The organism is Kushneria phosphatilytica (assembly GCF_008247605.1).
GTDB classification, from domain to species: Bacteria; Pseudomonadota; Gammaproteobacteria; order Pseudomonadales; family Halomonadaceae; genus Kushneria; species Kushneria phosphatilytica.
The window spans coordinates 1,067,313-1,088,115 of the sequence record NZ_CP043420.1; the positions used below are offsets into that span (position 1 = coordinate 1,067,313).

Consider the following 20,803-nt stretch of genomic DNA (forward strand, 5'->3'; position numbering starts at 1 on the left):
CAATCAAGTCTTCAAGCGATAACAGTCGCGATCGTAAAGGGTGGACGGAATATGTCGACTGGTCTTTATCCCCTTTTTGATATTTCCATAAAGTTCGAGCAGTCGCATCTGTTTTTCCCTGAACTGGTGAGCTGGGCGCTTGGCGTCGTGTTTCTGATTATCCTGGTGACCCGTACCAGGCCGCTTTTGCAGGCTTTCAGCGATCGAAATCGAGGGGTGCTGTTCGGCCGGGGGATGGACAGGTTTCGCTTCTGGGGGACGCTGGCACTGATCGTGGTCTACTTCATTGCCATGAATGAAATGGGGCAAGTTTGGCCCTATACCGGCTACGGTTTTCTATTCTCCTCGATCATTTTTATCTTCCTGTTGTCGCTGCTGTATCTGCACGACAGAACCCCTCGCCATCTCGTAATCATCACCCTGAATGCTGTCATTGCCCCACTGGTGGCATGGCTGATTCTTGCCAGATTGTTCAATATCACCCTGCCATGAGCCCGGAGTAATCGTCATGGAATTTGTCTCCCAGCTGGATATCACTTTCTTCCTGTTGGCCTCTCTGGGTGCCATCGTGGGTATCTTCTTCGGCGCTATTCCCGGCATGACAGCCACCATGGCCGTGGCCGTGTGTTTGCCGCTGACCTATGCACTGGATATCAATCACGGTCTGGCACTGCTGCTGGGACTATATGTTGGTGGTATTTCCGGTGGTATGGTACCGGCCGTACTACTCAATATCCCGGGTACACCTTCCTCGATTACCACGACCTTCGACGGTTACCCGATGGCTCAGAAAGGGGAGGGGGAGCGGGCGCTGAAGATCGGAATTGTCGCCTCCATCTTTGGTGGTCTTTTCAGCGCAGCGGTACTGTTTTTCTTTGCACCGGTGCTGGCCGATCTGTCGATCAGATTCTCCTATGTAGAGAAATTTCTGATCATCTTTCTGGCACTAACGGTCATTGCCGCCCTGAGTCGCAACATGCTGATCGGTATCTTCAGTGGTCTGCTGGGCGTGTGGTTCAGTCTGATCGGCGCCTATAGCATCTCGGATGGCGGCAATGGCCATACCCGGCTAATGTTCGACTTCATGGACCCATGGCTGCATGAAGGATTCTCGCTACTGCCGGTGCTGATCGGTCTGTTTGGTATTACCACTATTCTGCTGGAAGCCGAAAAGGGAGTGCGTAACGACCTTTCCGGTGCCGGCGTCAATTTTGGCAAGGGCCAACGATTCAGCTTCTCGCAACTTCGTGGGCAACTGACCAATCTGACACGCTCTTCGGTGATCGGTACCTTCGTCGGTATTTTGCCCGGGGTGGGCGGTAGTGCGGCTTCGGTTCTCGCCTATACCCAGGAAAAGAACTTCTCGCGCGATTCCTCTCAGCTCGGCAAGGGGGCGCCTCAGGGCGTGGTGGCTTCCGAATCCTCCAACAATGCGCTAACCGGTGGGGCGCTGATTCCACTGCTATCGTTGGGTATCCCGGGAGATTCGACCACAGCAGTGCTGATCGGGGCCTTTACTCTGCAGGGCATTCAGGTTGGACCACTGTTCATCGGCGACAATACCGATACTTGGCACCTGATGATGGTGGCGCTGGTGGCCGCCAACGTCATCATGTTCGCGGTGATGTTTCTGGCGATTCGTTATATCGCTCGTATTGTCATGGTGCCCAAACACATTCTCTATCCCATCATTGTGATGATGTGTGTAGCCGGTGCTTACGCCATCAACTATGGCATCATGTTTGATGTCTGGACGTTGCTGATCTTCGGTGTGCTTGGCTTCATGATGACCAAAATCGGGCTCGAGATCGCCCCCTTCGTGATTGGCTTCATTCTGGGGCCAAATGCCGAGGTTTATTTCGTCAAGACGATCGAGTCCTATGGCAATCTGAGCGTATTTTTCACCAAAAGCCCGATTGCGGTCTTTTTGTGGGGGCTGATTGCGCTATCAGTGTTCTTCTCTATCTATCTGAATATCCGTAACCGAAAACAGCAGCTGAGGGGCGCCGAGGGGGCGGCCTCGTAGTAAAAGATCCCTTTGTCTGATCTTCGCGCCCGCAACCACCCGCCCCCTCATACCGAGGGGGTGAGCTAACGAGTCAGGCCGTTTTCGTGCAACATTCAGGACCGCTGATCATTACTGATTCGAAGCCTCGCTTTCCGACACTGCAGTGTCGGACTCCAGACCCAGCTCCAGCTGGGTTTCCTCATGAGCCGCTTCTTCGGTCCAGGCGCTCCCCAAAGGTGCGGTTTCCGAGGGTACGACCACATAGTGCCCCTGCTCGGTCGAGGCGTTGGTGGGGTGACGGCGGATGCAGTAGACCCCGAAGAGCGTCATCAGCACATGCATCAATGCCAGATCCCAGAGGAAACCATCAGGACCGAACCACTCCATCAGCAGTCCGGCACTGAACGGGCCGAGAATGGCGCCGATACCCAGTGCCAGTACCAGACTGGCACTGGCGGCGATGGTCTGACGGTCGGTCAGGAAATCGTTGGCGCAGGCCAGAAAGATCGAGTAGAGCGTGAGCGTGGTGCCGCCCAGCAGAGCGCCCAGCGCCGTCAGTGTCCAGGCAGACCAGCCGCTGACGAGGGCGCCTGCCAGCGCCAGCCCGGTGGCAATGATCGCTACGATCACGATGACCCACTGACGGTCTGCCTTGTCGGAAAGTTTGCCCAGCGGCCACTGAAGAATGGCGCCACCAAAGATGAAGGCGCTCATGAAGGCGGCCACCTGGGTGACGTTCAAACCACTGTTGGTCGCAAAGACAGCGCCCATGCCAAACACGGCACCGTTGGTAACGCCGGTCATGAAGCAGCCCACGGTACCGAGAGGAGAGATCCGATAAAGCTGCCGCAGGCTCATCGCCTCGGGCTGTCCGCTATCCGGTTGCGGCGTGTAGCTCAGCAGAATGGGTACCAGTGCCAGCGACACCAGCATCGACACCAGCAGGAAGAGCGTATAGCCGCCTGGATCGGCAGCATTCAGCAGCAATTGTCCCCCGCCCATGCCGAGGTAACTGATCACCATATAGATCGCCAGCAGGCGACCGCGCAGACGATTGGAGGCGTACCCGTTGAGCCAGCTTTCCGCGACGACATAGAGCCCGGCATAGGTAAAACCGGTGACGAAGCGCATGGCGCCCCATGTCCAGGGGTCGACGAAAATGGCCTGGATCAGAATCGCGACTGAAGTGATCGACGCCAGTGCAGCAAATACTCGCACGTGACCGACTTCGCGCAATTTGCGTGGGGTCAGTGTCGAGCCCAGCAGGAAACCGACAAAGTAGGCCGACATCACGATCCCGGTGACGGTATTGCCAAACCCTGCCGAAGAGGCTCTTACCCCCAGCAGACTGCTCTGCAGTCCATTGCCCAGCATCAGCAGGCCTACGCCCAGAAGGAGAGTCCATAGGCTCCAGGCGGCTGACAGGGTCGTGGGGCGTCGCGCTTCGGTGGTGCTCATGATGATCGGTTCCCCTTGCAGGTGTCGGTAGCATCCTGTCGAATCATGGTCGAAATTGCTTCCATGGGCCTGTAGCGGGCCCTGAAGTCATTAACGTCGCTCGCACTGCGAGCCTGATTCGACAGTGAGGCTTCCATGGCCCTCTCTTCCCGTAGTCTGGCAAAACATGTGCTGCACAAGGAGTGGGAGCAGCTCTCCCGGCGTGAACGTCGCGTCATCGAGCATCTGCAGCAGCGCTCTCATATCAGCCGTAATATCAATCAGGAATTCGCTGACGGTCGCAGCTTCGGTGAGCGACTGTCGGATCGCATTGCCACTTTTGGCGGCTCCTGGACCTTTATCCTGCTGTTTCTGGCCGTGCTGGGCACATGGATATTGCTTAATAGTGTCGTACTGGCCACATGGGCGCATGCCTTCGACCCCTACCCCTATATTCTGCTCAATCTGTTTTTGTCCCTGCTGGCGGCGATTCAGGCGCCCATCATCATGATGTCACAGAATCGGCAGGCCGCACGGGATCGACTGGAAGCAGCACATGACTATGAGGTCAATCTGAAGTCCGAGCTGGAAATTCGCGAATTGCACGACAAGCTCGATCAGCTGCGTGAACATCAATGGCTGGCCCTGATTGAACAGCAGAATCAGCAGATTCGTCTGCTGGAGATATTATTGAGTGAGCGAGAGGTCACGCCTTCATGTCATCACGATCCGGCTGTCATGCCGGGACTGTACATCAGCGGGCGATAAGCTGGAGTTGTCCTGCGTGGCGTAGTCGAGAACGCCGCTGGAGTCATATCAGGAAGGTTCGGCCAGCGCATGTTGCCGACGCAGTTCATCGATCGGACTGATACCGAAATAGCGCTTGTATTCACGACTGAACTGGGAGGCACTTTGATAGCCGACGCTGGTTGCCGTGGTCCCCACCTGTTCGGCACGTCGCAGCATCAGGCGTGCCCGCAGCAGTCGGATACGCTTCTGATATTGCAAAGGTGAGTGACAGGTCAGCTCGCGGAAGTGGTAATGGAAGGAAGAGGGGCTCATGTTGACATGCTCGGCCAGCCATTCCACCGACAGTGGCTCGGTATAACCGTGATGGATCAGCTCCAGGGCACGGGCGATGCGGCCGTAGTGGCTTTGATGATGCAGCAGATGATGTAATGAGGCACCCTGAGGACCACGCAGTGCCTCGAACAGGACTTCGCGGATGCGGGCCTCGCCCAGCGCCTGACGTGTCAGCGGATCATGCAGACATTCGAGCAGGCGTACGACACTGTCTCCCATGGCCGGATCAATGGGCACAGCCGCCATCGGTTGCGGCGTATCCGACATTGGCTCCGGCAGGATTCGAGTCAGTTCACCCAGCATGGCTGGATCGATGCGCAGGGTCAGCCCCAGCATGGGATGCCCGGGATCAGCCCGGGTTTCACATTCAAAGGGCAGCGACATGGCCTGCACCAGATAATGCCCCGCGCCGTAATGCATCGCCCGGTCGCCGAGGTAAGCGGTCTTCCCGCCCTGCGCGATAATAATCAGGCCCGGTTCATAGCACTGTGGGGTGGCGGGCTCGCCATGATGTGCCGCCATCAGCTGTACCCCCTCCAGTGCAGTAGGTGTGAAACCATCGCGATCAATCAGCGGCCTGATCAGTGCGCTCATGCGCTGATTGGCGGAGGCAATATCCGTGGGTTGGAGCGTAGCGGTGTCTGCAGTCTTCATCGCCGGGTACGAAGGCCATATCGATGTCTGTTGGCATATTATGCATGAAAGAGCTGGTGTAACAGGTGTTTTATCTCTCGATGTGGAGGATTGTGCAAATCACTTCGAGGATGATGCATGGCTGACCAACGAGGCATGTCACATACTTGAGGCACTTGATCAGTGCCCGATCGAATATCAGGCACCCAGTCTCTTTCATCATGAGGTCTTGTATGCCAACACAGGTTCAGGCGTATGCCGCCCATGCGGCTGACAAACCGCTTTCCGCCTATCGGTTCGAGCGACGTGATCTGCGTGCCGATGATGTCGCCATCGATATCCTCTACTGCGGCGTCTGTCATTCCGATCTGCATTTCGCGCGTAACGACTGGGGCATGACGAGTTATCCGATCGTACCCGGGCATGAGATTGTCGGACGCGTCACGGCAGTGGGATCCGCAGTGACCGGCCATCAGATCGGTGATGTTGTCGGCGTGGGGTGCATGGTGGATTCCTGCCGTCACTGTCAGGCCTGTAACGAGGGTCTGGAGCAATACTGCGAGAACGGCTTTACCATGACCTATGGCAGTGCCGATCGCCATGACGGCACCATGACCCAGGGCGGCTACTCCGATGCCATCGTGGTCAGTGACCGCTTCGTGGTCCGCATGCCTGAAGGCATCGATCTGCCTTCTGCGGCACCGCTCATGTGTGCCGGCATTACGACTTATTCTCCGCTCAAGCACTATGGCGTGAAACCCGGCCACAAGGTTGGTGTGATCGGCATGGGCGGGCTTGGCCATATGGGCGTCAAGCTGGCAAAGGCGCTGGGTGCCGAGGTGACGTTGTTCACTCGCTCACAGAGCAAGGTGAGTGAAGCGAAGCGTCAGGGTGCCGATCACGTGGTGATCTCGTCCGATGAGGCGCAGATGGCCGAAGTCGCCGAGACCTTCGATTTCATGCTCGACACCGTACCGGTCCAGCATGATCTTAACCCCTATCTCAATGCGCTGCGGTATGACGGCACCCACATCCTGGTGGGACTGCTTGAGCCGATCGATCCGGCGGTCAATGGCGGCTCGCTGATCTTCAAGCGTCGTGTACTGGCAGGTTCATTGATCGGCGGCATGCCGGAAACCCAGGAAGTGCTCGACTTCTGCGCTGAAAACGGTATTACCTGCGATGTCGAAATGATCAATATCGATCAGATCAACGAAGCCTTCGAGCGCATGCAGAAGGGTGATGTGAAATATCGCTTTGTTATCGACATGGCTTCGCTCAAGGCGCAGTCTGCCGCCTGAGATGGCCCTTGCCATGTGATGCAGTTTTTAACCGGCGTCCCAGGGCGCCGGTTTTTTGTATCATGGCTGCTTCCGTCAGCAGGAGAGGAACATGGGCAGCGACGAATATTATATGCATCGAGCGCTCGATCAGGCGCATCTGGCGCTTGCGGCCGGCGAAGTGCCGATCGGGGCGGTAGTCGTCAATGCTGCCGGAGATATCATCGGTGAGGGCTTCAACGCCCCGGTTACCCGCCATGACCCCACAGCGCATGCAGAAATCCGAGCACTGCGTGATGCCGGTGAACGGCTCGGTAATTATCGGCTGGGGGGATGTAGCCTGTTCGTAACGGTTGAGCCCTGTCTGATGTGCACTGGCGCCATTATTCAGGCACGCATCAAACGGCTGGTTTATGGCGTTGCCGAGCCGAAGACCGGGATGGCCGAGTCCCGGGCCAACCTGTTTGCGCAGCCCTGGTTCAATCATATGGTGCTGGTGGATTCCGGTGTCCGGTCCGGCAAGGCTCGACGACTGATGAGAGAGTTCTTCGCCGCACGTCGCTTGCATCAACAGGAAGTCGCTTCGCCGAGCAAGGGGCAGGTCTCGGATGACCCGAACTGGCGGGATGATACGTCTACGTCGGCATGATCCTGTCGCGGCCGGCCTGCTTGGCGCGATAGAGCGCCATATCGGCATCATCAATCAACTCTTCGATATCAAACAGCCCGTCAGCGCAGTCGAAACCGATGCTGACCGTCAGCCACCCCCCCGTATGAGGCTGTTCAAGCTCGAGCAGATTTACCTCCCGGCGGATGCGTTCGGCACACAGAGCCGCTTCGTCTTCCTCGGCTTCGGGCAGAAAGGCCACGAACTCTTCTCCACCATAGCGGGCAAGCAGTCCGCCACTGGCTTCGATCGGACGACGAGCGACTTCGGCAACACACTTGAGATAGTGGTCTCCGCGAGCATGGCCAAAATGATCGTTGACCGTCTTGAAATGGTCGATATCGATCAGTAATACGGCACCGCCGTGGCTGCTCAGCCGTTCGGTGGCCCACTCCATGAAGTAGCGGCGATTGGGCAACTGGGTCAGCTCGTCGTGACGGGCCAGCCATTCGACTTCAGCCTGCAGGGCAATGCGGGCCTCGACTTCGTTGCGTAATCGACGATTGGCGTTCACCACGCCGCTGTGCTTGCTGCGCAGCCGCTGGTGGTAATACATCACCAGGTAGAGCATTAGCGCAAAGGCCAGGCCGGTCAAGAGCAGCAGGGCAGGCAGACTGGCACGCTCGGCAAACAGTCGATCCATGGTTGGCTGAGTGCAGAGCGTGAAGTTGCTGTCGCCCAGGGTGACCAGATTGCAGTAACGATCTTCGCTGAGGCGGTGGCCGTTACCGGTACTGAATAGCCCTTGCTGATCATGATGAATGGTGAACAGAAAGTCGTCGGTAGCCGTCATCCGTGCACCCAGTTGATGAAACAGCTCAGAGAGCGACAGGTTGAACACCACAGCACCTCGGCCGGGACGCTCTTCACTGCCCTCATCGATCGGGAAGTAGAGGCCGATCGAGCGTTCCGTGGCGTGGACATCGAATATTCCAGCGCTACTTTGCTGCCCATAACCAAAGACCTGCTGTAGCGCCTCCCGAACGGCGGGGGTATCTGTGGGAGGGGGCGACTCTCCGGCATGGCGGCTGACAACCCGACGCAGCCGGCGCTCACGATCGAACCAGCCAATGGATTCGATATCGGGAAAGTCCCTCAGCATCAGCTGACTTCGTTGTTGCCATTCCGTTTGCCCGGGTAATCCCGGTGTGCTCTGCCAGCTCTGACTGAAGCGCTGCATGGCTCCGTTCTGAACGGCCAGCATGCGCCCCATGCTTTCGCTCAAGGTGTCACCAGCAGAGAGGGCCAGGTGATTGACCTGATACAGGTTCTGGCTGTTCTGAAAATGCCACAGTGTCAGGGTAATGATGACCGCCAGCAGAGCCCCGGCCTTGGCCAGCCGAATCGGACGGCGGTGGCGCCCGAGCTGACGGTGCAGGTCGATCGCTTCCGCCAGTAACAGCAACCCCAGTGTCAGGCCGCTCGGCGGTGTCAGTCCGGTATCCTCGTTGAAATCGAAGTGGAGCTGTTCAAGCAACTGAGTGAGACTGAGCAGCACGGCGACCGTGCATAACAGAGGTGCGATCAGATGGGGGCGTCTGAAGAGTAGCGGCGGCAGAACCAGCAGCAACAGTGTCAGCGTGATAAGAATCGATGGCCGCAGCGCATAGAAGGCGTTTTCTCCCGGCCAGAGATCGAAAAGATGCGCCCAGGTGCTATAGCCGATCCAGCTGTCAGGCAGAATGAAGCTGAGCACGAAAAGCACCAACATGGCCAGCGCCGGGAGACTGCTCAGACGCGCTACCCGATACATTTTCATCCGACGCAGGAGCAGGCTCAGGCCAATCAGCGCCATGGTGCTCCCCAGCAGGCTTTGCTGACTGCTGCCAATGATCAGTTCTACCCCGATGCTCAATAACGCCAGCAGGTTCAGCAACAGGGGAAGTCGTCGCAGATCAGGGTGCGGCATCAGGGGCGACGACGTTAAATAATGAGGAACGCGAGGCAGTTCGGTTATCGATCAAGGGGGAGAATTGACGTTGGCTGCGTGTAACGTAGCTTAGAATCTCATGGTAGCGACGAATGTTGCGGACATAATAGACCGCACCCTTGCCACGGGCGAAGCCGTGAGGAAGCGTCTGATACCAGCGGCTTTCCTGCAAGCGTGGCAGCATTTCCCGGACATCTTCCCAGCTGTCGGGGTCGAGACCCTGTCGATCTGCCAGCAGACGAGCATCGGCAAGATGGCCCATGCCAATATTGTAGGCTGCCAGCGCCATCCACAGCCGATCCGGAGAGGGAATGTCGTCGGGTAGTCGCTCCACCAGCTCCTTGAGATAGCGCGCCCCACCATCAATGCTCTGGACAGGATTGATACGATTATCGACCCCCATGCGAGCGGCAGTGGTGCGGGTCAGCATCATCATGCCGCGAACGCCGGTCGGCGATGTGGCTCTGGGATTCCAGTGTGACTCCTGGTAGCTGATGGCAGCGAGCAGCTTCCAGTCAAAGCCGGTTTTACGCGCGGCGGCGAGAAAGTCATCCGTCCATTTGTCGAGATGCTTGCGCGTCTGACTGATGAAGCGTCGGGCGCCGACATACTCCAGGTAGTCGTCGTGTCCGAAATAGCGCCGCTTCAATCGCGCCAGTTCGCCGTTGGCGCGCATCCGATCGATAAAGCGATTGGCTCGGTTGAGCAGCGAGAGATCCCCGTTATCAGGGAATGCCCAGGCCAGTGTCAGCGGCTGGCCCAGCTTGAAGCCGTTTTCCACGCCGGGAAAGAAAATGCGACTGAGCTTGAAGGCATGAGCATAGATGACTGCAGCATCAAGCTGGCCATTGGCCACCATGGCGATCAGATCGGTATTTTCCAGTTTGTGGGTCTCCCGCCAGACCAGTTTCGGGTGATCGCGGCGTGCGTTGCGCAGTGCCAGCACGTTACCGGAATTGGCCAGTACCCCGATTTTCAGCTCCTCCAGGTCCTCCACTGAGGTTGGCGGATGCAAACCGCGGCGATAGATGACCATCGGTTGCAGTGACATGATCGGGCGGGAGTAGCGAATGCCTGGCGTCAGGGGGTCGAGCACCAGCCCTGCGGCCCCGAGATCGGCGGCACCACTGCGCACGGCATCGAGCACGCCTTCGATGTGATGGCTGCGATCGACGGCGAGGCTGACTCCCAGCTCACTGGCAAAGCGGCGCACCAGCTCGTATTCGAAACCGGTTGGTCCCTGGCGGCCCTCGTAATAGGTCGTCGGGGTATTGCGCGTATAGAGCTGGAGAAAGTCGCGGGTATGAATGGCCGCCAAAGTGGAACTCTGGCCGGGCAGCCAGTCGAATCGCGGCAACAGATTGCGCTCGGGCGTCGCGAGCGACCCCATTCCGACCAGCAGCACCAGCAGCCATCGGCGGTGATAAAGTGCCTTGGGCATATTCGGGTCAATGGCTGTAGACGTCATCACCATACGCGCCCGCGCGCGTCGGGACCAGACATTTGCACCCGGGTCTTAGCCAGCCAGTGTGCTTTCCAGTATCATGACGAGCCGGTACAAGGCCGCGCCGAGGCGCTGCCGGGCCTGATTGCCCGACACACCCATCATGCTAGTTGCAGAGGCTTTTGTTCGTCATGCTCGAACTGCGAGGCCAGAGCGCCCTCTCTTCCTTCCGCCATGCCCGCCTGCTCGATCGTCTGCGTGAAGTTGCCGATTGCGTGACAGAGGTGACCGCCAGCTGGCGCTACTTTGTCGATGTCGATGATATCGATACGCCAACCCGTGAACGACTGGAGCAGCTGCTCGAAGCCAGCACAAAGCCGGAGTCGGCGCGCTCGGAAGGGGCGCTCTATCTGGTAGTGCCTCGTCTGGGGACGCTGTCACCCTGGGCATCCAAGGCAACGGACATCGCGCACAATTGCGGTCTTGATGGGGTCCGCCGCATCGAGCGTGGCACGGCATGGCGAGTGCAGACATCCGATATGCCCTCTAAGGAACAGGCCGAGGCGATCATGGCCGAGCTGCATGATCGCATGACGCAGACCGTGCTGTTCGACTCGAGTGACGCGGCCCGGTTGTTCAATCATCCCGAGCCGCAGTCCGAGACCTCTATCGACATTCTGGCCGATGGACGCGAGGCGCTGGTAGCTGCCAATGGCGAACTGGGGCTGGCGCTGGCGGAAGATGAAATCGACTATCTGGTGAATGCGTTTACCGAGCTGGGGCGCAACCCCAGTGATGTCGAACTGATGATGTTCGCCCAGGCGAACTCCGAGCACTGCCGTCACAAGATCTTCAACGCCGACTGGATCATCGATGGCGAGGCCCAGCCGCGTTCACTGTTCAAAATGATCCGCAATACAACAGAGCACAGTGGCGCGGATGTGCTTTCAGCCTACAGTGATAATGCGGCGATCATCCGTGGTCATGAGGCGGGACGCTTTCTGGCCGACCCTGAAAGCCGGCGCTATACCCAGCACCATGAGCCGATCCACATTCTGATGAAAGTGGAAACGCATAATCATCCGACTGCGATTGCGCCCTGGCCGGGGGCCTCGACCGGTGCCGGTGGCGAAATCCGGGACGAGGGCGCCACCGGGCGTGGTGGCAAGCCCAAGGCCGGAATGACCGGGTTTTCGGTCTCCAACCTGCGTATTCCCGATTTCATTCAGCCATGGGAAGCCTTCGACTACGGCAAGCCCGAACGTATCCGCAGCGCGCTGGACATCATGCTGGAAGCGCCGATCGGTGCGGCTTCGTTCAATAACGAGTTCGGCCGCACAGCGCTCAATGGCTACTTTCGCACCTATGAGCATGATTTCATTGGCCAGGGTGGCATCGAGCGCCGCGGTTATCACAAGCCGATCATGCTGGCCGGTGGTTACGGCAACATTCGCGATGAGCATGTGACCAAGGGCGATATTCCGGCCGGTGCGAAGCTGATCGTGATGGGCGGTCCGGCGATGCTGATCGGTCTCGGCGGCGGCGCGGCTTCGTCGGTGACATCCGGTAGTGCCGGCGCCGAACTCGACTTCGCCTCGGTGCAACGTGACAACCCGGAAATGGAGCGTCGTGCCCAGGAGGTCATTGACCGTTGTATTGCGCTGGGCATGGCCAACCCCATCGCCTTCATTCATGACGTCGGTGCCGGCGGTCTCTCCAATGCGTTGCCGGAGCTGGTCAAGGATGGCGGTCGTGGCGGTCGTTTCGAGCTGCGCGATGTGCAAAGCGCCGAGCCCGGTATGACACCGCTGGAGATCTGGTGCAATGAAGCCCAGGAACGCTATGTGCTGGCAGTGGCCCCGGATGATCTGGCGCGCTTTGAAGCACTCTGTGAGCGTGAGCGGTGCCCGTTTGCCGTAGTGGGCGAGGCTACTGAAGCGCATCGCCTGACGGTGACCGATAGCCACTTCGAGAGTACGCCGATCGATCTGCCGATGGACGTGCTGTTCGGCAAGCCGCCGAAAATGAGTCGCAGCTTTGAGCGTTACGAGCCCGAATTGCCCGGCGTGATGCTTGATAACCTCGATCTGCACGAAGCCTTTACCCGGGTGCTGCAGCTGCCGGCAGTGGCCTCCAAGAGTTTTTTGATCACCATTGGCGATCGCTCGATCGGCGGGATGACCGCACGTGACCAGATGGTCGGGCCCTGGCAGGTCCCGGTGGCGGACTGTGCTGTCACTACGGCGTCCTACGACACCCATGCCGGTGAAGGGATGGCGGTGGGTGAGCGTACTCCGACTGCGCTGATCTCGGCGGCCGCTTCGGCACGGCTGGCTGTGACCGAAGCGATCACCAACCTGATGGCGGCACCGGTCGAACGCCTCGAGGATATCCGCCTGTCGGCCAACTGGATGAGTGCAGCCGATCATGTCGGCGAAAATCAGGCGCTGTATGACGCGGTATATGCGGTAGGCATGGAGCTCTGTCCGGCACTGGGCGTGGCAATCCCGGTAGGCAAGGATTCGATGTCGATGCAGACCGGCTGGCAGGAGGACGATCAGCAGAAGGCCGTTACTGCACCGCTGTCACTCATTGCCACTGCCTTTGCGCCCGTCAGCGATGCACAGCGGACCCTGACGCCCCAGCTGCGCACGGATGCCGGCGACACCGATCTGATTCTGATCGATCTGGGCCGAGGCCGGAACCGACTGGGGGCTTCGGCGCTCGCTCAGGTTTACGGCCAGGTCGGCAACGAGGCACCGGACCTCAACGACCCCGAGGATCTGAAAGCGCTGTTTGCGGTCATTCAGGGGCTCAATCGCGATGGGCGATTGCTGGCTTATCACGATCGCAGTGATGGCGGCATGCTGGTGACCATCGCCGAAATGGCGTTTGCCGGCCATGTCGGTGTGACCATTGGCCTGGATTGGCTGGTCGATCAACCGCTACAGGCGATGGATGTTCTTTTCAACGAAGAACCCGGTGCCGTGATTCAGGTTCGCCGCGAGGATACCGAAGCAGTTCTCTCGCAGCTTTCGGCCAGTGGGCTGGGGGGCTGTTCGGGTGTGGTGGCGCGTCTCTCCGAGGACGATCAACTGCGGGTGACGCTGTTTGGCGAACCTCTGATTGAAATGTCGCGCGTAGAGGCCATGCGCAGCTGGAGCGAGACCAGTTACCGAATGCAGCGACTGCGTGATAATCCCGAATGTGCCGATCAGGAGTTCGATACGCTGCTGGATACCCGGGACCCGGGGCTTTCCGCCAATCTCACCTTCGATGTCGATGAGGATATCGCCGCACCCTATCTCAATACCGGCGCGGCCCCGAAGGTGGCGATCCTGCGCGAGCAGGGTGTCAATGGCCAGATGGAAATGGCCAATGGCTTCGTGCGGGCCGGATTCGAGGCCATCGATGTCCATATGTCGGATATTCTGGCCGGGCAGGTGGATCTGACGGATTTTCGCGGTGCCGTGGCCTGTGGCGGATTCTCCTACGGTGATGTGCTGGGCGCCGGTGGTGGCTGGGCCAAGTCGATCCTGTTCAATACCCGCGCCCGTGATCAGTTTGCGGCTTTCTTCGAGCGCGAGGACACTTTTGCGCTCGGCGTGTGTAACGGCTGTCAGATGTTCGCCCGGCTGCACGAGCTGATCCCCGGCACCGAGCACTGGCCGACTTTTGTGCGCAATCGTTCGGAGCAGTTCGAGGCGCGGGTATCGATGGTACGCATCGAGCGCAGCCCGTCGATCCTGCTGGATGGCATGGCGGGGTCGACCTTGCCGATTGCGGTCGCCCATGGCGAAGGGCTGGCAAGCTTCCGGGACGATGGCCATCTGCGACGTGCTCAGGCCAGTGGCACCGTGGCATTGCGCTATATCGACAATCACGGTGAGCTGACAACCCGGTATCCGGCCAACCCCAATGGTTCACCGGCCGGTATTACCGGCATGACCAGTCAGGATGGCCGGGTCACCATCATGATGCCGCACCCCGAGCGGGTGACGCGGGCGATCACCAACTCCTGGCAGCCTGACGGCTGGACACAGGATGGTGGCTGGATGCGGCTGTTCCGCAACGCTCGCAAATGGCTGAACTGACAGCGCGACAGAGATGAAAACGCTCCCGTCGGGCAGACCGGCGGGAGCGCGGGCAGGCAGTCTGCAGGACTGAAATCAGTTCTGCGGACGCGCCGCCGGGTTGAAAAAGCGCACCATCGGCTCATCAGCCAGCAATGGGGCGGTACCTTCCTTGAATGGGGCGTAATGTGGCATCTGCATATGCTGCTCGAAAGCGTCGCGATCAGTATAGACCTCGTGCAGAATCACCTTGTTACTGCCGTCTTCGGGTACAAGTACATCGAACTGGTGACAGCCATGTTCATTGGCCAGTGACTCGTTGGCATCGTTGTGGGCAAGCGCCAGAAAGGCATCGAGTTCACCTTCGCGCACGTTGAATTCGGCAATGACCACAAACTGTCCCACGGCTTCACTCATTGGAGTCTCCTTGCTGTAAGCGGTAATGCCAATTTCTGCCATCGGCAGGTGGCGCATACCGGTCAGGGGTGATCTATGTTGGGGTGGCTGCCACTACTGTCGCTGTCTGACGGCAGAAGCGCAACCGGAGAGCGGCCTGCAACCGTTACCAGCACGGTCAGGTGTATTGTCAGTGCACTCGGGGGGCTTCTCCCATGCCGAGTCGCTCATGCAATTCGGCGACAGCGCTGCGCAGTAACTCGAGCAAGCCGGGCAGCAGTGCGATGCCCTGTTCAGGACCCTCGACAAATTGCTCGACACTGACATGAATACCCTCACCATGAATCACCAGTTTGGCGGCCTTCAGCGTATTCATGACATCATTGGTGGCTTCGAGCAAAGCGGTGCGGTCACTACCGGCACCGGCCTGCCAGGCGCCAGGAAGCATGAGCTGAAAGAAGGCGGGTTCATCCTCGGCCACCACCAGCACAAACTCCAGACCTTCATGGGTGATGCGCAGTGCATGGGCATCGATCAGCTCGCATTCATAGGATTGCGACTGCAGGTCGTGCAGATAGCGCGCCAGTTGCGCATTGGGTTGCATGAGCTGACTCCTCGATGATGAATGATGTCCCGTGGTGTCATGTCGGCTATCACGGGACCGGAAAACAGGTGATATGGACATGGTAGCCCTGCGACCCTATCAGCAGGAGGCCGTGACCCGGGTCGTGCGTCACTTTCGTGACAGCAGTGAGCCGGCAGTGGTGGTGTTACCCACCGGTAGCGGCAAGAGTCTGGTCATTGCCGAGCTGGCACGCCTGGCACGGGGCAGGGTACTGGTACTGGCCCATGTGCGCGAGCTGGTTGAGCAGAATCATGCCAAATACGAGGCCTATGGTCTCAGGGCCGATATCTTCAGTGCCGGCCTGGGGCGGCGCGAGAGCGAACGCCAGGTTGTATTCGGTTCGGTGCAATCGGTGGTCAATCACCCCGGAGCCTTCGCCGATGGCGCGTTTACCCTGCTGGTGATCGATGAGTGTCATCGTGTGCCGCCGGATGTCGCCGACAGCGAACGCAAGCCGGCAAAACCTTCGAGTTATCGCCGTGTCATTGATCATTTGCGTGCGGCCAATCCGAATCTCAAGGTATTGGGGCTGACCGCTACGCCTTATCGACTGGGTCAGGGGTTTATCTATTACCGTCACTATCATGGCATGGTATGTGGCCCCGAAAGCAGCTTCTTTCGTGCCTGCGTTTTCGAACAGCCGCTGCGTGTGATGGTGCGACAGGGCTATCTTGCCGAGCCGAAGCGTATCGATGCCACCCTGGCAATGTATGATTTTTCCCGCCTTGAGCCGAAGCGGGGCGGACGCTTTGCCGAGGAGGAACTCAACCGGGTCGTACAGGGTAATCGCGCCACGCCACGGATTGTCGATGATGTGCTGATGCACGCTCGTGCCCGTCAGGGGGTGATGATTTTTGCCGCTACCGTGGCGCATGCCGAGGAGATCGTCGGCTACCTGCCCGGAGATACCACGGCGTTGATTACCGGTACCACGTCCGGGGATGAGCGTGAACGCCTGATCAGTGCCTTCAAGACCGGGGCTTTGAAGTATCTGGTCAATGTCTCGGTGCTCACCACCGGTTTCGATGCCCCCCATGTCGATCTGATCGCCATTCTGAGGCCGACCGAATCGGTGGGTCTTTATCAGCAGATTGCCGGCCGCGGCCTGCGTCTTGCAGCGAACAAGCACGACTGCCTGATCCTTGACTATGCCGGTAATCCCTGGGATCTCTATGCCCCCGAGATCAGTACACCCAAACCGCCTGGTGATAGCGAACCGGTACAGGTCGAGTGTCCGCAGTGCGGTTTTGCCAACATCTTCTGGGGCAAGCGAGATGGCGAACTGGTGATCGAGCATTACGGACGTCGCTGCCAGGGGTTGGTTGATGCGCATGGCGCGCATGTCTCCGGTGAGGTAGCAGCGTCCGGTGAAAGCGTGCACCAATGCGATTTCCGCTTTCGCTACAAGGTATGTGATCAGTGTGGTGCGGAAAACGATATTGCCGCACGCCGCTGTCATGGTTGCCAGGCGTTGATGGTGGATGCGGACGATAAACTGCGTGATGCCCTGCGGTTGCGCGATGCCAGGGTACTGCGGGTCAGTGGCATGACCCTGGAGGAAACCGTTAATGGTCGAGGACTGCGTCGGCTGAAGATTACCCACCATGATGAGGAGGGCGCGACGCTGGAGGAGTGGTTTGCGATGGAAACACCAGCGCAGCGCCGCGTATTTCATGCTGCCTTTCTGCGCTACCACATGCGCGCACCAGGGCTCGACTGGCGACCCTCATCAATCGATGAAGTGCTTGAGCAGCAATATCGACTGCGTGCTGCAGACTTCGTGATCGGCCGCCGGGTGGGGCGCTACTGGCAGGTTCGTGACAAGCTGTTTGATTATGAAGGACGGTATCGTACTGCTGATAGTGCCGGCTGAAAGCGAGTTATGCGTTAAATAGCGAATGACGATTTGCTACAATGGAGGTATTGCCAAATCGGCAATGCACTCCGCCGCATCCGCGGCCCATGAATCGTTCGTAACCAGGAGTTTGGCCATGAGCTGGACAACCCCCGAAGTCAAGGAAGTCTGTGTGGGTATGGAAGTCAACGACTATCTGCCTGCCGAATTTTGAGCACTGACAGCACTCCGCGCCTGCGGATTCGTGTGCTGGGGGCAGCCGCCGGTGGCGGCCTGCCTCAATGGAATTGCCGCTGCGAGGTCTGCCGCCTTGCACGTACCGAGCCGAATCGGGTCAAACCGCGTACCCAATCCTCCATTGCGGTCTCCGTGGATGGCCAGCGCTGGGCTCTGATCAATTGCGCGCCCGAAATCCTGACGCAGCTTCATCGCGAACCGGCACTGCATCCGTGTGAAGGGGAGCGTCATACACCGATCGAAGCAGTGCTGCTGACCAATGGTGATGTCGATCATGTCGCCGGCCTGCTCAGTCTGCGTGAGCGTTCGCCCTGGCGACTGTACGCCACGCCGGAGATTCATGGCGTATTGCGTAACAACCCGATTTTCAACGTGCTGGCGCCTGATTGCGTTGAGCGACTCGATGTGGCGCTTGATAGCCATATCGAGCTGCTCCCCGGGCTGTTGGTTCGTATTTTTGCCGTGCCCGGCAAGACGGCGCTCTATCTCGAGGGTGATGAGGTCGAGATCGGTGCCGAGGGCGAAGCGACCATCGGCGTGGAGTTTGCTCTCCATGGCCAGCGGATTTACTACATTCCGGGCTGTGCAACGCTGACGCCCGGGCTGGCCGCGCGGCTTGAAGGCGCCGATGCGCTGCTGTTCGACGGCACCCTGTGGCGCGATGACGAAATGATTATTGCCGGGGTTGGACAGAAGACCGGTCAACGTATGGGGCACATGTCGATGTCCGGTACCGATGGCAGTATCGCGGCGCTGGCCGGGCTGAATCTCGGACGGCGCATATTCGTGCATATCAACAATACCAATCCGGTGTTGATCGAGGACTCGCCCGAGCGGCGCGAGGCTGAGCAGGCCGGTTGGGAAATTGCCTTTGACGGCATGGAGATTGAACCTTGAATCAGCCGTCCGTAACCGAGCAGGCGACGCTGACCGCCGATGGGCTTGAGGCGAGACTGCGCGAGATTGGCGAGCAGCGCTATCATCATCGCCACCCGTTCCAGCTGATGCTGCAAAACGGTGAACTCGATCGACGTCAGGTGCGCGCCTGGGCACTCAATCGCTACTACTATCAGGCGATGATTCCGATCAAGGATGCGTCTTTGATGGCTCGCCTCGAAGATCCCGAATGGCGCCGCGAGTGGCGTACCCGGCTGGTCGACCACGACGGTGAGGCGCCGGGAGAGGGCGGCATCGAGCGTTGGCTGAAACTGACCGATGGGCTTGGCTTCGAGCGCGAGCTGGTACAGTCGACCCGTGCCATTCTGCCGGGCACTCGTTTTGCAGTGGAGGCCTATGTCCATTTTGTGCGGGATCGCTCGCTGCTTGAAGCGATCGCCTCATCGCTGACCGAGCTGTTCTCGCCGAAGGTGATTGGTACCCGCGTTTCCGGCATGCTGGAGCACTACGATTTCATCTCCGAAGAGACGCTGGCCTATTTTCGGCCGCGTCTTACCCAGGCGCCCCGTGATGCCGAGCGGGCACTGAGCTACGTGCGCGAGCACGCGCGCCGTGCTGATCAGCAACAGGCCGTGATGGCCGCGCTTGAATTCAAATGCGATGTGCTCTGGACCATGCTTGATGCACTGCATCATGCCTATATCGATGGTCATGTGCCGCCGGGCGCCTGGGATGGTGAGAGTGGCCTGGTGGCCGGAGCGACACCATGAGCGCGTCGCTCGACGAAGACTCGATTGTTCGATTGCCTCGAGGCGTTCGCCTGCGGCATGACCAGGCGCGTGGCGGCTGGGTGCTGCTGGCGCCAGAGCGAGTGTTTCAGCTCGATGCCATTGCGCATGCTGTGGTCGAGCGGGTCGATGGTGAGCGCAGTGTGGCCGCTATCATTGATGATCTGGCGACCAGTTTCGAGGCCGAACGTGAGCGAATTCATGATGATGTTCTCGCCCTGTTCCGATCCCTGATCGACAAGGGCATTATGGAGGTGGCATGACCAACGCCACGACAGCCGCGGCGGAGCCCGCGGCACCGAGCATTGCGCCCCCGATGGGCATGCTGGCCGAGCTGACTCATCGCTGCCCGCTGCAATGTCCCTATTGTTCCAATCCGGTCGAGCTCGAGCGCAAGTCCAACGAGCTCGATACCGCGGCCTGGCAACGGGTCCTGCGTGAGGCGGCCGAACTTGGTGTGTTGCAGGTGCATCTCTCCGGTGGCGAGCCGGCAGCGCGGCGCGATCTGGTCGAGCTGGTCAGGACCTGCGCCGAGGTAGGGCTCTACTCCAATCTGATTACTGCCGGCGTCAATATCTCTCCGGATAAGCTGCGGGAGCTCTACGATGCCGGACTCGATCATGTTCAGCTCTCCTTCCAGGGCGCGACTGCCGAGGTGACCGAGGAGGTCTCCAATCTGCCTGGCGCCCATGCCAAAAAGCGTGCCTTCGCCGGCGAGGTGCGTGCGCTGGGGCTACCGCTGACCGTCAATGCGGTCATTCATCGTGCCAATATCCATCAGATCGATGACTTCGTTGACCTGGCGCTGGAACTGGACGCCCGTCGCCTCGAAATTGCTCACGCGCAGTATTATGGCTGGGCGCTGGCCAATCGTGCGGCACTGATGCCGAGGCGTGGCCAGGTGATGGAGGCGATCGATCGTGTCGAAGCAGCCCGTCAGCGCTTGCAGGGTCGGCTGACCATCGACGCTGTGGTACCGGATTATTATGCGCGCCTGCCCAAACCGTGCATGAATGGCTGGGGGCGCCAGTCGCTCAATATCACGCCCTCTGGCAAGGGGTTGCCCTGTCATGCGGCTGAAACCATTCCCGGGCTGGAGTTCTGGAATGTGCGCGACCATTCGCTGGCCGAAATCTGGCAGCAGTCACCAGCCTTTAACGCTTTTCGTGGTACCGATTTCCTGCCGGATGCCTGTCAGAGCTGTGACCGTCGTGAGATCGACTGGGGTGGCTGCCGCTGTCAGGCGTTGATGATGACCGGCGATGCGACCCAGATGGATCCGGTGTGCGAGATGTCACCCTATCATGATGACATTCAACAGCTCGCCATTGTGGATGCCGAGCGTGACGAGCCGTTTCGCTATCGTCGCTTTGAGCGCCGTCGGCCGGTGCAGGAGAGCGATACCCCGACCGAAGTCTCTTCCTGAGCGGGCTGCAGCGGCAGGGGTGTC

18 protein-coding genes are annotated in these 20,803 nt (G+C 59.2%); 12 read left to right on the plus strand and 6 right to left on the minus strand.

Annotated features, from left to right (window positions below; all coding sequences use genetic code 11):
- The first annotated feature begins 51 nt into the window (after positions 1–51).
- Together FY550_RS04675 and FY550_RS04680 are read left to right on the plus strand one after the other, a co-directional pair.
- A complete protein-coding gene (locus FY550_RS04675; RefSeq protein ID WP_070976075.1) occupies positions 52–492 on the plus strand; it encodes a tripartite tricarboxylate transporter TctB family protein in 441 nt (146 codons plus the stop codon).
- A 16-nt stretch (positions 493–508) separates the two neighbouring features.
- Positions 509–2,026, plus strand: coding sequence for a tripartite tricarboxylate transporter permease (locus FY550_RS04680; RefSeq protein WP_070976078.1), 1,518 nt, complete (start codon positions 509–511; stop codon positions 2,024–2,026).
- 111 nt (positions 2,027–2,137) lie between these two features.
- Here FY550_RS04680 and FY550_RS04685 read toward each other — a convergent pair whose 3' ends face one another.
- Positions 2,138–3,466, minus strand: coding sequence for an MFS transporter (locus tag FY550_RS04685; protein ID WP_070976080.1), 1,329 nt, complete (start codon positions 3,464–3,466; stop codon positions 2,138–2,140).
- Positions 3,467–3,601: 135 nt separating this feature from the next.
- On the opposite strand from FY550_RS04685, the gene FY550_RS04690 reads away from it, so the two are divergent.
- On the plus strand, positions 3,602–4,213 hold the full coding sequence (locus FY550_RS04690; RefSeq protein ID WP_149054388.1) for a DUF1003 domain-containing protein: 612 nt from the start codon (positions 3,602–3,604) through the stop codon (positions 4,211–4,213).
- 48 nt (positions 4,214–4,261) lie between these two features.
- On the opposite strand, the gene FY550_RS04695 is transcribed toward FY550_RS04690, so the two are convergent.
- Entirely contained in the window at positions 4,262–5,182 is a 921-nt protein-coding gene (locus tag FY550_RS04695) for an AraC family transcriptional regulator (protein WP_070976082.1), read from the minus strand.
- Positions 5,183–5,394: 212 nt separating this feature from the next.
- On the opposite strand from FY550_RS04695, the gene FY550_RS04700 reads away from it, so the two are divergent.
- Together FY550_RS04700 and tadA are read left to right on the plus strand one after the other, a co-directional pair.
- Complete coding sequence (locus FY550_RS04700) at positions 5,395–6,462, plus strand: NAD(P)-dependent alcohol dehydrogenase (protein WP_070976084.1); 1,068 nt, start codon at positions 5,395–5,397, stop codon at positions 6,460–6,462.
- 91 nt (positions 6,463–6,553) lie between these two features.
- Positions 6,554–7,090, plus strand: a complete 537-nt coding sequence (tadA, locus tag FY550_RS04705) for a tRNA adenosine(34) deaminase TadA (RefSeq protein ID WP_070976086.1) — start codon at positions 6,554–6,556, stop codon at positions 7,088–7,090.
- Here tadA and FY550_RS04710 read toward each other — a convergent pair.
- On the minus strand, positions 7,077–9,017 hold the full coding sequence (locus tag FY550_RS04710; protein ID WP_070976088.1) for a GGDEF domain-containing protein: 1,941 nt from the start codon (positions 9,015–9,017) through the stop codon (positions 7,077–7,079). The genes tadA and FY550_RS04710 overlap by 14 nt on opposite strands.
- The gene (gene mltF / locus FY550_RS04715; protein WP_233350272.1) at positions 9,004–10,506 is read right to left on the minus strand and encodes a membrane-bound lytic murein transglycosylase MltF; all 1,503 of its coding nucleotides are present in this window, start codon (positions 10,504–10,506) and stop codon (positions 9,004–9,006) included. Before mltF ends, FY550_RS04710 begins: the two co-directional genes overlap by 14 nt.
- A gap of 167 nt (positions 10,507–10,673) precedes the next feature.
- On the opposite strand from mltF, the gene purL reads away from it, so the two are divergent.
- Positions 10,674–14,576 carry a phosphoribosylformylglycinamidine synthase gene (gene purL / locus FY550_RS04720; protein ID WP_070976092.1) on the plus strand — a complete coding sequence of 1,301 codons (3,903 nt, stop codon included), beginning with the start codon at positions 10,674–10,676 and terminating at the stop codon, positions 14,574–14,576.
- 75 nt (positions 14,577–14,651) lie between these two features.
- Here purL and FY550_RS04725 read toward each other — a convergent pair whose 3' ends face one another.
- Complete coding sequence (locus FY550_RS04725) at positions 14,652–14,972, minus strand: putative quinol monooxygenase (protein WP_070976094.1); 321 nt, start codon at positions 14,970–14,972, stop codon at positions 14,652–14,654.
- Between the two features lie 169 nt (positions 14,973–15,141).
- Complete coding sequence (locus FY550_RS04730; RefSeq protein ID WP_070976096.1) at positions 15,142–15,555, minus strand: hypothetical protein; 414 nt, start codon at positions 15,553–15,555, stop codon at positions 15,142–15,144.
- 79 nt (positions 15,556–15,634) lie between these two features.
- Between FY550_RS04730 and FY550_RS04735 the strand changes: the two genes are divergently transcribed.
- From FY550_RS04735 to pqqE, 6 genes are all read left to right on the plus strand, one after another.
- Positions 15,635–17,449, plus strand: a complete 1,815-nt coding sequence (locus FY550_RS04735) for a DEAD/DEAH box helicase (protein WP_407657378.1) — start codon at positions 15,635–15,637, stop codon at positions 17,447–17,449.
- A gap of 118 nt (positions 17,450–17,567) precedes the next feature.
- On the plus strand, positions 17,568–17,645 hold the full coding sequence (pqqA, locus tag FY550_RS17210; RefSeq protein WP_121171783.1) for a pyrroloquinoline quinone precursor peptide PqqA: 78 nt from the start codon (positions 17,568–17,570) through the stop codon (positions 17,643–17,645).
- 32 nt (positions 17,646–17,677) lie between these two features.
- Entirely contained in the window at positions 17,678–18,565 is an 888-nt protein-coding gene (gene pqqB / locus FY550_RS04745) for a pyrroloquinoline quinone biosynthesis protein PqqB (RefSeq protein WP_233350273.1), read from the plus strand.
- Complete coding sequence (gene pqqC, locus FY550_RS04750) at positions 18,562–19,335, plus strand: pyrroloquinoline-quinone synthase PqqC (protein WP_199287851.1); 774 nt, start codon at positions 18,562–18,564, stop codon at positions 19,333–19,335. The genes pqqB and pqqC overlap by 4 nt, the downstream gene beginning before the upstream one ends.
- Positions 19,332–19,616: a pyrroloquinoline quinone biosynthesis peptide chaperone PqqD gene (gene pqqD, locus FY550_RS04755; RefSeq protein ID WP_070976103.1), complete on the plus strand. Its 285-nt coding sequence runs from the start codon at positions 19,332–19,334 to the stop codon at positions 19,614–19,616. The genes pqqC and pqqD overlap by 4 nt, the downstream gene beginning before the upstream one ends.
- Positions 19,613–20,779: a pyrroloquinoline quinone biosynthesis protein PqqE gene (gene pqqE, locus FY550_RS04760; protein ID WP_070976105.1), complete on the plus strand. Its 1,167-nt coding sequence runs from the start codon at positions 19,613–19,615 to the stop codon at positions 20,777–20,779. The genes pqqD and pqqE overlap by 4 nt, the downstream gene beginning before the upstream one ends.
- The last annotated feature ends 24 nt before the right edge of the window (positions 20,780–20,803 follow it).